Genomic DNA, 14,083 nt, shown 5'->3' with positions numbered 1-14,083 from the left:
GGCCTATCCGTGTCTGCCGGCTCGGCCTCGCTGTCCGGGCCGTCGTCGATATTTCCTGATCGTCGTGGGAAACGGTTCTATGCTCACGTCGTGGGTCGTTTCCGCAGCAACGCCGAGTCGGCGCTGTGGATCATTGTCGCGGCGGTCGCGTATTTTGTGGCTGCCGAAGTCGGGTTGCGTTTTGCCTTGGTCGGCGATCAAGTCACGCCGCTGTGGCCGTCGACCGGGGTCGCCCTCGCATGTCTGTTCATATTCGGCCTGCGTGCCTGGACGGGCGTCACGCTGGGCGCGTTGGCGGTGAATGCCTTGCTCGGGCCGACGCTTCCTGCCGTCCTCATGATCGCCCTCGGCAACACGGCCGCTCCGGTGGTCGCGTACCTGCTGCTCAAAAGGGTCGGGTTTCGCAGTGATTTCGTTGGCGTACGTGACGTACTCGAACTCGTCTTCCTCGGTGCCCTTGCCGCAATGCTGATCAGCGCAACGCTCGGTACCGTCACCTTGCTCGTGGCCGGTACGGTTTCCGCACACGGTTTCTGGGGCGCCTGGTTGGTGTGGTGGACCGGCGACGCCATGGGCGTACTCCTGATCGCACCGCTCATCCTCGTCGGCAAAGGTATCCGGATACCCAAGGCCCTCAGCCCGTTACGGGTCATCGAGGCCGCGATGCTAGCGGCGGGCACATTCGTCGTCGCGGTATCGGCCACCGTGGTGTCGGCAAACCTGCTCTTCCTGGTCTTCCCCTTCCTGATCTGGGCCGCGATGCGCTTCCACCTCGCCGGCGCCCTGCCCTGCGCCCTCATCGCCTCGACCGTCGCCATCGTCGCCGTGGCCCGCGACTTCCCGGCCTTCACCGGCCTCGACCTGACCGCCAAAATGATCACCCTGCAGGCCTTCAACGGCTCGGTCGCGCTGACCGCCCTCATATTCGCCACCATCACCGCCCAACGCGACCGCGCCCGCCGGGCCGTAGACGAGACCTGCGCCCAATTAGCTCAAACCGTCCTCACCATCAGCCAGGGCCGCCCCTTGGAAGGCATCATCGACACCGCGCAGCGCCGCCGAACCCAACCTCCCGACACCACACCGACCTGACCCGGACTCGCGCCGCGATTCCGCGCGGCGCGAGCCGGTTCGAGGCGTACTAGCGTTCGACCGCGCGGACGATGAGGTCGGTGACCGCCTCGGGCTCGGATACCGAGACCGCATGCGAGGCGGAGATTTCGACGGTGTCGGCCCCGGCGCGTTCGGCCATGAACCGCTGCGCCTCGATGGGGATGTTCTTATCGTCGGTGGTCAGCAATGCGAACGCGGACACCGACTTCCATGCGGCCGCGGAAGCAGTCTCCTGCAGCGCGGCGAGGGCGACCGGCCGCTGTGTCGTGGCCATCAGCTCAGCCGTTTCCGCCGGAACGTCGGCGGCGAACTGCCGGTGGAACTCCTCCTGGCGGATATAGAGTTCGGTGCCGGTGCTCCCGTCGGACAGGGGGTAGCTCGCGGGACGGGTGGCCGCCCCCAAGGTGGAGCCGGGGAACTTGTCGCTCAGCTGCAGCGCGCTCTCGTTCTCGTCGGGAATGAACGCGGCAATGTAAACCAATGCGGTGACATCGGCTTTCCCCTCGGCCGCCACGGTGATGACACTGCCGCCATAAGAGTGCCCGACGAGCACGCACCGGCCCTCGATGCCGTCGACGACCGACGCGATGTAAGCCGCGTCACTGTCGAGGCCGCGCAGTGGATTTGCGGCGGCGATGACGGAATGTCCTTGTGCGCGTAGGCGTTCGATGACGCCGTTCCAACTGGAGGAATCGGCGAACGCGCCGTGGACGAGCACGATGGTTGGAGCGGTCATGGATTTCTCCTGATCTGTTTGCGGACGAGGTGTGGTCACGCTGTGTGCAGGGCGGCCTTCAGCGTCGCAACCGCCTGTGCGACAGCGGCTTTGGCCGCATGGGTATCGTGCATCGCGTTCACCATGACGAAGTCGTGGATGATCCCCCCGTAGCGCACCTGCGTCACCGGCACGCCCGCCGCGCGCAGCTTGCCGGCAAAGGCTTCGCCCTCATCGCGCAACACATCTGCCTCGGCGGTGATGACCAGCGCGGGCGGCAGCCCGCTCAACTGCTCGGTGCTGGCCCGCAGCGGCGACACGGTGATCTGCGCACGGTCTTCGGCGCTGGTGGTGTACTGATCCCAGAACCATTGCATCCCTGCGCGAGTCAGAAAGTAACCCTCGGCGAACTGCTGGTACGAACCGGTGTCGAAGTTGGCGTCGGTCACCGGGTAGAACAGCACCTGCTGTGCGAACGAGAGGTCGCCGCGTTCCTTCGCCATGAGCGTCAGCGCGATGGCCATATTGCCGCCGACCGAATCACCCGCGACCGCGATCCGAGACGCGTCGAGACCGTGCTCGGCGCCGTCGGTCGTAACCCACTGGGCGACCCGGTAGGACTGCTCGTTGGCCACCGGGTACCGCACCTCCGGCGAGCGATCGTATTCGGGAAAGACAACGGCCGCGCGCACCCCGACGGCGAGATCGCGCACGAGCCGGTCGTGGGTGTGTGCATCGCCGAAAACCCAACCCGCGCCATGGGTGTAGACGATCACGGGCAGTACCTCGGTGACACCCTGCGGCTTGACGATGCGCGCCCGCACCGACCCGGTCGGACCGCCGTCGACCGTGACCCACTCCTCGTCGATCTCCGGCTTGAAAATCGGCGAATCCTGCACCGAATCCACCGCCTTGCGCCCCTCCTCCGGGGCGAGCTGGTAGAGGAACGGCGGCTGCGAGGTGGCGTCGACGAACTCCTGCGCCGCCTGCTCGAGCGAGATGCCCAACGGATTACCTGACATGGTAGTGCCTTTCTCTTGTGTTGTGGATCAGGACAATTCGGCGATCGCGTCGGTGATGACGGACGCGACCCGGTCCGGATGGGTCTGCATCACCAGGTGCGGTGCGTCGATCTCGACGACCGCCCGCAGCCCGGCCCGTTCATAGCCATAACGCTCGACATCCGGATTGATGGTGCGATCGGCGCTGGACACAATTCCCCAGGCGGGCCTGGTCTTCCAGGCCGCCACGGCGGCGGGCTCACCGAACGCGGTCGCCGACAGCGGCCGCTGCGACACCGCGAGCACCCGCGCCGTCGCCGCATCGACCCCATCCGCGAAAATGGCTGGGAACGCGTCGATTTCAACGGATACATCGGTTCCGGTCGTTTCGCCGTCGACCGGGTACGAGGTGTAGACCAGATGCGCTGCCAGCTCGGAATCCGCGAACCGGCCCTGCAATTGGCCGAGGCTTTCGCCCTCCTCCAACGCGTAACCCGACACATAGACGAGGCCGACGACATTCTCGGCAACACCGGCGACGGTGATCACCGCGCCGCCGTAGGAATGCCCGGCCAGCAGTACCGGGCCATCGATCTGCTCGACGACCGCCCGGATGTAGGCGGCATCGCCGGACAGGCTGCGGTTGAACACCGGCGGTGCCACGACCCGGTGGCCCTGGTCGAGCAGCCGCTGGGTGACCGGCGACCAACTCGACGCATCGGCGAAGGCGCCGTGCACGAGGACAACTGTGGGGGTTGACGCGGGGGACATCGCGGTCCTTTCTCGATATGACGCTGTGCCGACAGCAGTTTCCGCTGCTTCCCGGTGTCCGCGCCCCCCTGCACCGGCCGGAAATACCTCCGATCAGGACACCACTGCCGCGAGTTCGGCTCCCACGAGCGAACCGGTCGTCCGGAACCGCTGCTGATACTTGAGCGGCGAAATGCCCAGCCGCGCCACGAACGCCCGCCGCAATGCCTCGCTATTGCCGTATCCGGCGGCCATCGCCGCCTCGGTCACGCTGCGTCCGGCGTGCAACATGTCCCTGGCCACGCCGAACCGAATGAACGCGACATACTCCGCGGGCGAACGTTGGAGCTCCGTGCGGAACAGCCGGGTCAGGTGCCGGATGCTGACGCGTGCGTGCGCGGCGAGGCTCTGCACGGTATGCGGGTATGCGGGGTCCGCGCAGATCAGATCGACGACCCCGCGCAGCAGCGGACTGCGAGGCGCGGGCCCGCTCAGTGATGCCGAGAACTGCGACTGTCCACCGGCACGTTGCATATGCACCACCAGTGACTGTGCCACCCGTCGGGCGACATCGGCACCATGGTCCTGCTCTACCAGCGCCAGCGCGAGATCCACACCGGCCGCGACACCGGCCGAACTGTAGAGGTTGCCGTCGCGCACGAAAATCGCATCCGGTTCCACCAGTACCGATGGGAACCGGCGCGCCAGGTCACCGGTGAATTTCCAATGGGTCGTCGCCCGCCTGCCGTCGAGCAGTCCGAGCTGGGCCAGGACGAACGCGCCGCTGCAGATCGACGCGATCCGCCGGGTATGCGACGACAGGTGGCGTGCCGCCGCCAGCACCTCGGGAGTCGCGAATTTTTCCACGGGCAACTCGCTGCCCGGAATCACCACTGTGTCGAAGCGACCCGCGTCGGCCGCCGCGCAGCTTACCTGCGTGCGCGCGCCGATCGAGGTGTGCACGTCCTTGCCGTCGGCCGAAACGAGTACCACCTCATAACCGTCCACCGACTGGTTCGCCTCCACGAATACCTCCGCGGGACCGACGAAGTCGAGCATCTTGACGCTGTCGAAAACCAGCACACCGACTCGCCTGCGGGCCGTACCACCGAATTTTGCGGACATGTCAACCATTATTATGGAGGCACGCCTCCAGAACAAGTGAGGTGCTCGACATCACGACCCGGTTGGTACGGTGAGCGCATGGGACGGCCACGACAGTTCGATGAATCGAACCTGCTCGATGCCGCGACGGAGTTGTTCTGGTCGAAGGGTTTCGACGAAACATCGGTGGAGGATGTATCCCGCGCGACCGGCGTCGGGAACGGCAGCATCTACGCCGCTTACGGCAATAAACGCGGCCTGTTCCTCACCGCCTTCGAGCGCTACTGCGAACGCCGCGCACGCTTCGTCCGCGAGGTCGTCACATCCGCGCCCGGCGCACCGCGCACCGCCGTCCGCGCCCTCTTCCGGGCAGTCATCGACGACTGCGCCGCTCACCCCGACCGCCGCGGCTGCCTCATGATCAACAGCATCGCCCAACTCGGCACCCGCATCCCCGAAGTCGCCACCATCGGCACCCGCACCACCGCTGCCATGGAAGAAGGCGTGGCCGACCGCCTACGAGTCGCTGCGCCAGACAACGCCGACCTCTCCACTCTCTCGGCCCTCAGCGCCCACATCATCGTCATCTCCCAGGGCCTGATCCAACTGAGCCGCTTGGGAATCCCCACTTCACGCCTGCAGGAAATCGCCGACATATCCAGCGCTGCCCTCCCGTCCCCCTGGGCCGATCACCTAGTCCATTGACATCGGCAGGATCTGTGTCGTTCATGCGGTCGAGGAGCCGCTGAGGTCGCGTTGCTCGTCGTCATGGTCATACGTCGTTCGACGGCGCGACATCGAACGTGGTTCCGGATCGGGCCATCGCCGGCTCGAGTCGTCTGCCGTTTATCCGGCTGCGCGCGGGGCAACCGGGAGACGACACGTCGTCTACCTCGGAGGACTCGCCATGGTCGATCTATCTGCCGCAGTTGTGCGAAGCGCGTTCGCAACCGGGGCCAGGCTCCGGCATGCGCGGGTTTTCCATCCTGACGGACTGCACCTGTCAGGTCGGCTGCACGCCGAACACGAGTTCGAGAACCTGTTCGGCAGCGGTGAACGGGCCGTCATCGCCCGCCTGTCGAAGGGCACTGGGTTGCCGGGGCCCATCCCGGATGTACTCGGGCTCGCCTTTCGCGTCCTGGATCGCGACGACAAGCCGTGGGACTTCGCTCTTGCGACCACAGGCCGAAGCATGATCGGACGGTTCGTGATCACCGTCGCGACGGGCTGGGCCCGCGCCAGGTACGGCGGCGTGATGCCTTACCGTTTCGGCAATGCGATGACCACCTGGGTATTCGCCGAACCCGATGCGGCACAACCGAAATCCGCCTCGATCGAAGCACTCGAAGAACACCTGCACGGGCACGAGGTACATTTCGATCTGATCAGCAGCCCGATCGGCGGTCCGACCCGCAAACTCGCCGAAATCAACCTGCGCCTGGCCGATGGCGAGCACCGCACCGACTACTTCGACCCGATGATCAATCATCCCGCCGAGGTCGAGATAGTCCCGAAAACCATCCGGCAACTGCGCGAGTTCGCGTATTCGGGTAGCCGCCAGGGACGTGGCGAGGCGCCGTGACGCGGAACAGGCCCAACGCCGGCTTCGGAATGCCGAGTGGTGGGCACAAACAAAGTCAGCCCCGGTAAAAACCGGGGCTGACCTGGAGAAACGGTGGTGCGCGATACTGGGATTGAACCAGTGACCTCTTCCGTGTCAGGGAAGCGCTCTCCCGCTGAGCTAATCGCGCGAGGTGGAGACGGGAATCGAACCCGTGTGCACGGCTTTGCAGGCCGTTGCCTCACCACTCGGCCACTCCACCGTGCGAAGGGGGAAGGCTTTACTATTGCCTGGCCCTACTCCTCGAGCGGATGACGGGATTCGAACCCGCGACCCTCACCTTGGCAAGGTGATGCGCTACCAGCTGCGCTACATCCGCATTTGCATCTCCGGGGGCTTGCGGCCCTCCGTGGTGCGAGACAGAACATTAGCCGACGTTCGGCGCAACCTACAAATCCGCTGGTAGAAGGGCCTGAAGTTGAATTACATACGTGTTGTTCGAGAGGTTGGGGGCGCACCCACGGGCAAACGCGCTCGGATCGGCCGAGTCGTGCCTTCGCATGCGCCGCATCCGAACTCGCCGTAGGGCAGGGGCGTCGGCAAGCGGTTCAGCGGTCGGCGCTGACCGGCCATGCCGCCGGGCGAGATCGAAGCCGAAACCCGCCCTGCGAAGTCCGATGGGTGATCCGCGGCTATTCGTGTGGATGGCCCCTCCGGGACCTGCTGCACCACTTCGCAATTCACGACCCCGCAACAACGCTGGTTGCAAAGGTCGACGGCCGATCACCCGTGTCGGGGTGGCGATTTGGTGGGACGCCGGTGGTGCGTGCTAAGGTTCCATCTCGTTCGAACGGCTGCTCCGCCGCCGCTCGAACACCAAGTTCGGTCCCATAGCTCAGCGGGAGAGCGTCCGCCTCACACGCGGAAGGTCGCTGGTTCGAAACCAGCTGGGACCACCCACTGGACGAGGTCGGTGCACTGCGAGTGCCCGACCTTCTTTCTTATCGGCGCGGTGTTCGTCGAAGCTCCGATCGACCCGATTCGGGATCCCCTTTGTCATGCTGTGACTTGGGTCACATTTTGATAGCAGTTGGCCCCATTTGCAACATAAGCCTTTCCATGTGCTTTGCGAAGTCTTTACTATTGCGCCTGACCTTCGCGTCATGGGTCACTGCTTCACGAGGCTGCTCCATGTAGAGCAGATGTAGCACCCAGCGTTCTCAGAAAGCTTCGCCCGCCGCTCGCTTTCGATGCCAGTACATGTTCGACCGATGAACCGATCGGCTCCACGCCGTTTCGGCGAAGGAGAATAATGTCCACCGACACCGATCCCGCACCACGGACGTCGCCGCTTCGCGCAAGTCTTCCAGTGAGTCTCGCCGCCGTCGGCCGCCACGATCTACCCGCCTCGGTCGTGGTTTTCCTTGTCGCACTACCACTTTCGCTCGGTATCGCGGTCGCCTCCGGTGCCCCGGTCGCCGCAGGCCTGATCGCCGCCGTCGTCGGTGGTGTCGTCGCCGGGCTACTAGGTGGCTCGGCCGTCCAGGTCAGCGGGCCGACGGCCAGTCTTACCGTTGTCGTCGCCGAGAGCGTGCACCAATTCGGTTGGGCCGCTACCTGTTTCATCACTATCGGCGCGGGCCTGTTACAGATTCTGTTCGGGCTCAGTCGCGTTGCGCGCGGCGCGCTCGCCATCGCACCGGTCGTGGTCCATGCGATGCTCGCCGGTATCGGCGTGATCATCGCCCTGCAGCAGGTGCATATTCTGCTCGGCGGCAACTCGCTGAGTTCATCGTTCGCCAGCCTCATCCAGCTGCCCCATCAGTTGATGTCGGTGCATCGCGGCGATCTGTTCGTCGGTCTGGTGGTGATCGTCATCCTGATCGGGTGGAAGTTCCTCCCGCTCTCGATCCGCGTCGTGCCGGGGCCGCTCGTTGCCGTGGTGGTCGCCACGATCCTGTCGCTGATACTGCCGACCCATGTCGAGCGTGTCGTGCTGAACGGGTCGCTGCTCGATTCCATCGGTTTGCCCGCGATCCCGTCCGGCAGTTGGTTCGCCGTCGCGATGGCCATGGTGACGATCGCGCTGATTGCCAGTGTGGAGAGCCTGCTCTCGGCGGTCGCGGTGGACAAGTCGCGTCCCGACCATCGAACCAATTTCGATCGTGAGCTGATCGGGCAGGGCTCGGCCAATGTGGTGTCGGGTCTGCTCGGGGGTCTGCCGATCGCGGCCGTGATCGTCCGCAGCATTACCAATGCCCATGCGGGGGCGCGGACCAGGGCCGCGACGGTGCTGCACGGTGTGTGGATCCTGCTGTTCGCGGTCGCGCTGGCCGGGTTGGTGCAGCAGATTCCCAAGGCGGCACTCGCGGGGCTGCTCATCCTCGTCGGCGTACAACTGGTGAAGCTGGCCCATATCCGGTTGGCTCGGCGCAACGGCGATCTGTTCGTCTACGTGGCCACGGTACTGGGTGTGGTGTTCCTGAATCTGTTGCAGGGCATGGTGATCGGGCTCGTACTCGCCTTCGGCCTGCTGCTGTGGCGGGTGGTGCGGGTGAGCATCCATGCCGAACCGGTGGCCGATGCCCGCCGCTGGCTGATCACCATCGATGGCACCTGCACCTTCCTCGCGCTGCCCAAGCTGACCGCGGAGCTGTCGAAGGTCCCCGCCGACGTGGACGTGACCATCGAGATGACGGTCGACTTCCTCGACCACGCCTCCTATGAGCTGATCGCCGACTGGGCCGGTCTGCGTGAGGCCGCCGGTGGCACAGTCGATTTCGTGGAAATCGGTAGCGCGCGGATGGCGACCGCGGTGGTGGGCCCGCCGGAGCGTGGGCGCTCGCGCCAGGTCATCGATGAGGTCATCGGGCCGTGGCGGCGGACGGGTAATCGGGCGGATCCGATCGCGGCCGGTATCGCCGCCTACCACCGCGGCCACGCCCATCTGATGCGCCCCCATCTCCACGGACTACGCAACCGGCCCGACGCCGACACCTTCTTTCTGACCTGCGCCGATGCCCGTATCGTGCCGAATGTCATCACCAATAGCGGGCCGGGGGATCTGTTCACCGTCCGCAACGTGGGCAATCTGGTCCCGTCCGGTGGCAGCGATGTTTCGGTGGAGGCCGCGCTGGTCTACGCGCTGGAGAAGCTGGACGTGCGAGCGGTTGTGGTCTGCGGGCACTCCGGTTGCGGGGCGATGGACGCATTGCACCGAGAGGTTCGCACGGGGCCGGGGCTGGGCGACTGGCTCGCGTACGCGCGGCCCAGCCTGGACCGGTTCCGGCTCGGACATCCGGTCGCCGATGCCGCGGCATTCGCCGGATTCGGGCCGGTCGACCAGCTCGGCATGGTGAATGTGGCACTGCAATTGGAGCGGCTGCATGCCCACCCCGTGGTCCGGCGCGGGATCGAGGAACGGGGCGTGTCGGTGTCCGGACTGTTCTTCGATCTCGCGACCGCCCGGGTCATCGAGGTCACCATGGACGGTATTGCCGAGTTCGATGACGAGTTGACGGTCGAGGCGTTCGATGAGCCGGCCGATGTGCGGGGCGTCGCCGCCGAGCCCGTCTAGTCGCGTGCTGTCGGGCCGAATGATTCGGCCCGACAGGCGAACTCGGCACGGATGTGTCGCGTTTCACGTCGATTCGGAGGTATGGATCCGGGCACTTTTCGGCAACTTCTCAGGCTTTGCTAAGCCTTTACTAATAGCCTTAATGCGATTTACCTCTCGACCCGTTGCCGTGTCGGGAACTGCTTCACCGCGAGATGCCGGTTCGCGTTCTGTGCCCTGTTGGACATTTTGATCGTCAACCGACCTCGGCGTTCGCGCCGAGTCGGCGAAGGAGAAGTCAATGGCTATTGATAGCGCTGTAGCCGCACCACCGTTACCGCCCACTGAACAGGGCAAGGGCCATCGCAGTTCCGAACCTCTGTCCGATCGATTGACATCGATCCTGCGCCACGATCTGCCGTCCTCTATCGTGGTCTTCCTCGTCGCGTTGCCGCTGTCCCTCGGCATCGCCGTCGCCTCCGGTGCGCCCGTCGCCGCCGGACTCATCGCCGCCGTCATCGGTGGCATCGTCGCGGGCACGCTCGGTGGTTCGATTCTGCAGGTCAGCGGCCCCGCCGCGGGTCTGACCGTGGTCGTTGCCGAATCCATCAACCAATTCGGCTGGCGGACAACCACGTTCATTGTCGTCGCGGCCGGTGTGCTGCAAATCCTATTCGGGCTGAGCCGGATTGCGCGGGCCGCGTTGGCCGTCGCGCCGGTGGTGGTGCACGCGATGCTCGCGGGCATCGGCATAACCATTGCGCTGCAACAGGTTCACGTGCTGCTCGGTGGGTCCTCGCATAGTTCCGCCTGGAACAACATCACCCAGTTGCCGTCGCAACTGTTGTCGTTGCACGGCGATGACGCAATCATCGGCGCGGTGGTCATCGCGATCATGCTCGGCTGGCGCCGGCTGCCCGCCAAGGTGCGGGTGGTGCCGGGACCGCTGGTGGCGGTCTTGGTCGGCACGGTGTTGTCGCTGGTGCTGCCCTTCGAGGCCGAGCGAATCGTGTTGAACGGCTCGCTGTTCGACGCCATCGGACTGCCGCAGATCCCCAGCGGCGACTGGTCCGCGGTGGCGCTGATGATTCTGACCGTCGCGCTCATCGCCAGCGTCGAGAGTCTGCTATCGGCGGTGGCCGTGGACAAGATGCACACCGGTAAGCGCACCAATTTCGACCGTGAGCTGATCGGTCAGGGCTCGGCCAATGTGCTCTCGGGTCTACTAGGCGGTCTGCCGGTCACCGGCGTGATCGTGCGCAGTGCCACCAACGTGCAGGCGGGTGCCCGCAGCCGTGCATCGGCAGTGCTGCACGGCTGCTGGATTCTGCTGTTCTCGGTCGTCCTGGCTGGGGTGGTGCAGCAGATTCCGAAGTCCGCGCTCGCTGGTCTGCTGATCGTCATCGGTATCCAGCTGGTGAAGCTGGCCCACATCAAGATGGCCAGGCGCACCGGCGATCTGCTCATCTATGCCGTCACCATCCTCGGTGTGGTCTTCCTGAATTTGCTGGAAGGCGTAATCATCGGTCTGGCTTTGGCTTTCGGTCTGCTGCTGTGGCGCGTTGTTCGAGTTGCCGTGGCGGCCAAGCAGATTCCCGGTTCGCAGCGCTGGCTGCTGAGCATCGACGGCTCCTGCACCTTCCTCGCGCTGCCGAAGCTGTCCGCGGAATTCGCGAAAGTGCCCGCAGGCGTGGACGTCACCGTCGAGATGACGGTCGACTTCCTCGACCATGCCGCCTTCGAAGCCATCGAGGACTGGGTGCGGCAGCAGGAAAGCACCGGTGGCGCAGTCGATTTCGTGGAAATCGGCAGTGCGCGGATGGCGCACGCTACCGCGGGTCCGCCCGCCCGCGGATTCGGGCGCGCGGTGCTCGACGAGATCCTCGGCCCGTGGCGCGGTGACGACGCGAATGCCGACCGGGTGACCTCGGGTGTCGCCGCCTACCACCGCAGCCACGCCCATGTCGTGCGGCCGCATCTGGACGAACTGCGTGACCGTCAGGATCCCGATACCTTCTTCCTGACCTGCGCGGACTCCCGAGTGGTTCCGAATGTCATCACCAACAGCGGTCCGGGTGACATGTTCACGGTGCGCAATGTGGGCAATCTGGTGCCGGACAGCGGAGACGCGTCGGTGGAGGCCGCACTGGTCTTCGCGCTCAACGAATTGAATGTGCGGTCCATCGTGGTGTGCGGGCATTCGTCGTGCGGAGCGATGAAGGCGCTGCATTCGGGCGCCGACACTGGACCGGGTATCGAACCCTGGCTCGCCCACGCCCATCCGAGCCTGGAGCAGTTCCAGCTCGGGCACCCGGTGGCACAGGCGGCCGCGGCCGCTGGATTCGGCGAGGTCGACCAGCTGAGCATGGTCAATGTGGCCGTGCAGTTGGAAACTCTGCACCGGCATCCCGCGGTGCGTGCGGCGATGGCCGAGCGTGACGTGACGGTATCGGGATTGTTCTTCGATATCGCCAGCGCACGCGTCATCGAGGTGACCGTGAACGGGCTCGCTCATATCGACGACAACGGCGGCGCGCGGGTCACGCCGGAACTCGTCTGAGCCGATGACAGCTGGACCCGTCCGACCTCGCTCGGGCGGGTCCACGCATGTCGCTCGTAGGCTGATGGAGATGAGTGTCGAGTTGGAATCCGAACCCACGCGCACCGGATGGCGCGCCTTCCGCGCCCGGCTGGCCACGCGGCCTACGCTGAACCTCGCCTACCGGATCGGGGTCGCGGTGGTCGGCATCGCGGTGCTGGTCGTCGGAATCCTGGCGATTCCCTATCCCGGCCCCGGCTGGGCGATCGTATTCGCCGGACTCGGCATCCTGGCCACCGAATTCGCCTGGGCGCGCCGAGTGCTCGGCTGGCTGCGTGACAAGTACCGGCAGGGCATGGCGTGGTACTCCGCACGGGGCCCGGCCATGCGGGTGTTCGCGGCGGTGATGACCTTTGCGCTGGTTCTCGCAACACTGTGGGTATTGGGAACATTCGGGTTGGTCGGCGGCTGGATCGGAGTCGAATGGCAGTGGTTGCGCAGTCCCCTGAAATGGTGAACGCGGTCCCCGGCCGCACCCTGACCGAACCGGACTGGCTGTCGGCACGCATCGCGGAAATGGGACGCTCCTGGGGTACCACCGAACCGCGCGTCTCCGGCACGCTCTGGTGGTGCATGGTCGCATCGGCACTGGTCGAACAGCTCGCATGCGCCTACGCGAACGAGGAACCCGCGCCGGAGCCGTGCCTGGACCGCCTCGACTGCGAGGTCCGCCCGGACGGCGGGATAGAACGAGTCCACATCCACTCCGTCGCAGGTCGAGGTCTCGGGGCCGCGCCGGGTGACAGCGGTGCACCGCATGAGACCGACGCCGCGCTGGACCATGCCTGCGCGAAGGCGTTGCGGGAGACCTTGGCGGCCGTGATCGGCCCCGTAGCGGCGGTCTCCGGTGCGGGAGTGCCGTCACTCTGGGCGATTGCCGCCGATGCCATCGGGAACCGGGCCCTGGATGCGGGGAATCCCGAAGCCGGGGCGCGGCTTGCGAGTGAAGTCGGAGGGAAACTGCCGGTACCACGGTTCGTGGACGTCGACGGGCGGACCTTTGTCCGCCGGATCTCGTGCTGCCTGGTCTTCGAGGTGCCCGGCTGCGAAATGTGCACCAGCTGCCCGAAGCGGCCCGCCGCCGAACGCAAGACGCTCCTGGCTCGGCTCGCTGCCGAAAGCTGATCGCCCGCAAGGTAATCGGTGCCTCACACGAATGCCAGGTGAGCGTGCGCGTTTCGCCTGGACGTGGCAGAAATGGCCGGAGCGGCCCGAACGTACGTACTAAGCGCGATCCTTCGAGCCCATACCCTCGAACCCGGCGTCGGATCCGAACGCGGCCGGGCGCACCGGATCGAACCGGTCGCGGTCGCATACCGAACCGCTTGTCGGATGTCACGTTCTGGTCTCGTGCAACGGCACCGGTCGACCCGCGACGCGGCGATCCGAGTCCATCGACGCGGGGCCGCCAGGGTGCCGATAGCATGGTCGCGCCGGAGCAATTCGCCTCCGACGATGACCCGTGGGCAACCGCCCGCACCAGCGCGGGAACACGCCCGCCAGCCAACGCCAAGGAGTCTCTCGCCGTGACCACCTCAGCACCTATCAGCCCTGTCGCCCTCGTTCGGGTGCCGGCCGGGACGACGGCGGGTGCCGCGGTGCGCGAGGCGGGGCTGCCGACGAAGGGGCCCGACACCATCGTCGTGGTGCGCGACGCGGAGGGGCTCAAGGATCTGTCCTGGAC

Annotated in this window: 12 protein-coding genes and 4 tRNA genes; 9 read left to right on the top strand and 7 right to left on the bottom strand. The window is 65.8% G+C overall.

Annotation, left to right across the window (positions count from 1 at the left end; all coding sequences use genetic code 11):
- Nucleotides 1-90 precede the first annotated feature (90 nt).
- Nucleotides 91-1,092: an MASE1 domain-containing protein gene (locus tag ON44_RS20445; protein WP_051182241.1), complete on the top strand. Its 1,002-nt coding sequence runs from the start codon at nt 91-93 to the stop codon at nt 1,090-1,092.
- 49 nt (nt 1,093-1,141) lie between these two features.
- Here ON44_RS20445 and ON44_RS20440 read toward each other — a convergent pair whose 3' ends face one another.
- From ON44_RS20440 to ON44_RS20425, 4 genes are all read right to left on the bottom strand, one after another.
- Nucleotides 1,142-1,849, bottom strand: a complete 708-nt coding sequence (locus ON44_RS20440; RefSeq protein ID WP_040692457.1) for an alpha/beta fold hydrolase — start codon at nt 1,847-1,849, stop codon at nt 1,142-1,144.
- A 35-nt stretch (nt 1,850-1,884) separates the two neighbouring features.
- Nucleotides 1,885-2,850 carry an alpha/beta hydrolase gene (locus ON44_RS20435; protein ID WP_040692456.1) on the bottom strand — a complete coding sequence of 322 codons (966 nt, stop codon included), beginning with the start codon at nt 2,848-2,850 and terminating at the stop codon, nt 1,885-1,887.
- Nucleotides 2,851-2,877: 27 nt separating this feature from the next.
- On the bottom strand, nt 2,878-3,600 hold the full coding sequence (locus ON44_RS20430) for an alpha/beta fold hydrolase (RefSeq protein ID WP_040692455.1): 723 nt from the start codon (nt 3,598-3,600) through the stop codon (nt 2,878-2,880).
- 93 nt (nt 3,601-3,693) lie between these two features.
- Entirely contained in the window at nt 3,694-4,704 is a 1,011-nt protein-coding gene (locus ON44_RS20425; RefSeq protein WP_051182240.1) for a GlxA family transcriptional regulator, read from the bottom strand.
- Between the two features lie 78 nt (nt 4,705-4,782).
- Between ON44_RS20425 and ON44_RS20420 the strand changes: the two genes are divergently transcribed.
- Nucleotides 4,783-5,388 carry a TetR/AcrR family transcriptional regulator gene (locus ON44_RS20420; protein WP_051182239.1) on the top strand — a complete coding sequence of 202 codons (606 nt, stop codon included), beginning with the start codon at nt 4,783-4,785 and terminating at the stop codon, nt 5,386-5,388.
- A 202-nt stretch (nt 5,389-5,590) separates the two neighbouring features.
- Nucleotides 5,591-6,265: a hypothetical protein gene (locus ON44_RS20415; protein WP_040692454.1), complete on the top strand. Its 675-nt coding sequence runs from the start codon at nt 5,591-5,593 to the stop codon at nt 6,263-6,265.
- A 94-nt stretch (nt 6,266-6,359) separates the two neighbouring features.
- Here ON44_RS20415 and ON44_RS20410 read toward each other — a convergent pair.
- The 3 genes from ON44_RS20410 to ON44_RS20400 all read right to left on the bottom strand — a co-directional run bounded on the left by ON44_RS20410 (nt 6,360) and on the right by ON44_RS20400 (nt 6,623).
- Nucleotides 6,360-6,434, bottom strand: a tRNA-Val gene (locus ON44_RS20410).
- Between the two features lies 1 nt (nt 6,435).
- Nucleotides 6,436-6,506 (bottom strand) — tRNA-Cys (locus ON44_RS20405).
- A 44-nt stretch (nt 6,507-6,550) separates the two neighbouring features.
- Nucleotides 6,551-6,623, bottom strand: a tRNA-Gly gene (locus ON44_RS20400).
- A 505-nt stretch (nt 6,624-7,128) separates the two neighbouring features.
- Between ON44_RS20400 and ON44_RS20395 the strand changes: the two genes are divergently transcribed.
- The 6 genes from ON44_RS20395 to ON44_RS50330 form a co-directional block, all read left to right on the top strand.
- Nucleotides 7,129-7,200: transfer RNA gene (locus ON44_RS20395), tRNA-Val, on the top strand.
- 356 nt (nt 7,201-7,556) lie between these two features.
- Nucleotides 7,557-9,821 carry a SulP family inorganic anion transporter gene (locus ON44_RS20390; protein WP_083898015.1) on the top strand — a complete coding sequence of 755 codons (2,265 nt, stop codon included), beginning with the start codon at nt 7,557-7,559 and terminating at the stop codon, nt 9,819-9,821.
- A 280-nt stretch (nt 9,822-10,101) separates the two neighbouring features.
- Nucleotides 10,102-12,360, top strand: coding sequence for a solute carrier family 23 protein (locus ON44_RS20385; protein ID WP_051182238.1), 2,259 nt, complete (start codon nt 10,102-10,104; stop codon nt 12,358-12,360).
- A gap of 70 nt (nt 12,361-12,430) precedes the next feature.
- Entirely contained in the window at nt 12,431-12,856 is a 426-nt protein-coding gene (locus ON44_RS20380; RefSeq protein ID WP_085998580.1) for a TIGR02611 family protein, read from the top strand.
- Nucleotides 12,823-13,524: a (2Fe-2S)-binding protein gene (locus ON44_RS20375; RefSeq protein WP_245567251.1), complete on the top strand. Its 702-nt coding sequence runs from the start codon at nt 12,823-12,825 to the stop codon at nt 13,522-13,524. The genes ON44_RS20380 and ON44_RS20375 overlap by 34 nt, the downstream gene beginning before the upstream one ends.
- 299 nt (nt 13,525-13,823) lie before the next feature.
- Nucleotides 13,824-14,083, top strand: a 260-nt coding sequence (locus tag ON44_RS50330) for a hypothetical protein (RefSeq protein WP_040692448.1), incomplete at its 3' end; no start/stop codon positions are given.

This window comes from Nocardia vinacea NBRC 16497 (assembly GCF_000308835.1).
GTDB lineage: Bacteria > Actinomycetota > Actinomycetes > Mycobacteriales > Mycobacteriaceae > Nocardia > Nocardia vinacea.
This window is presented reverse-complemented; position numbering and strand designations above follow the sequence as displayed.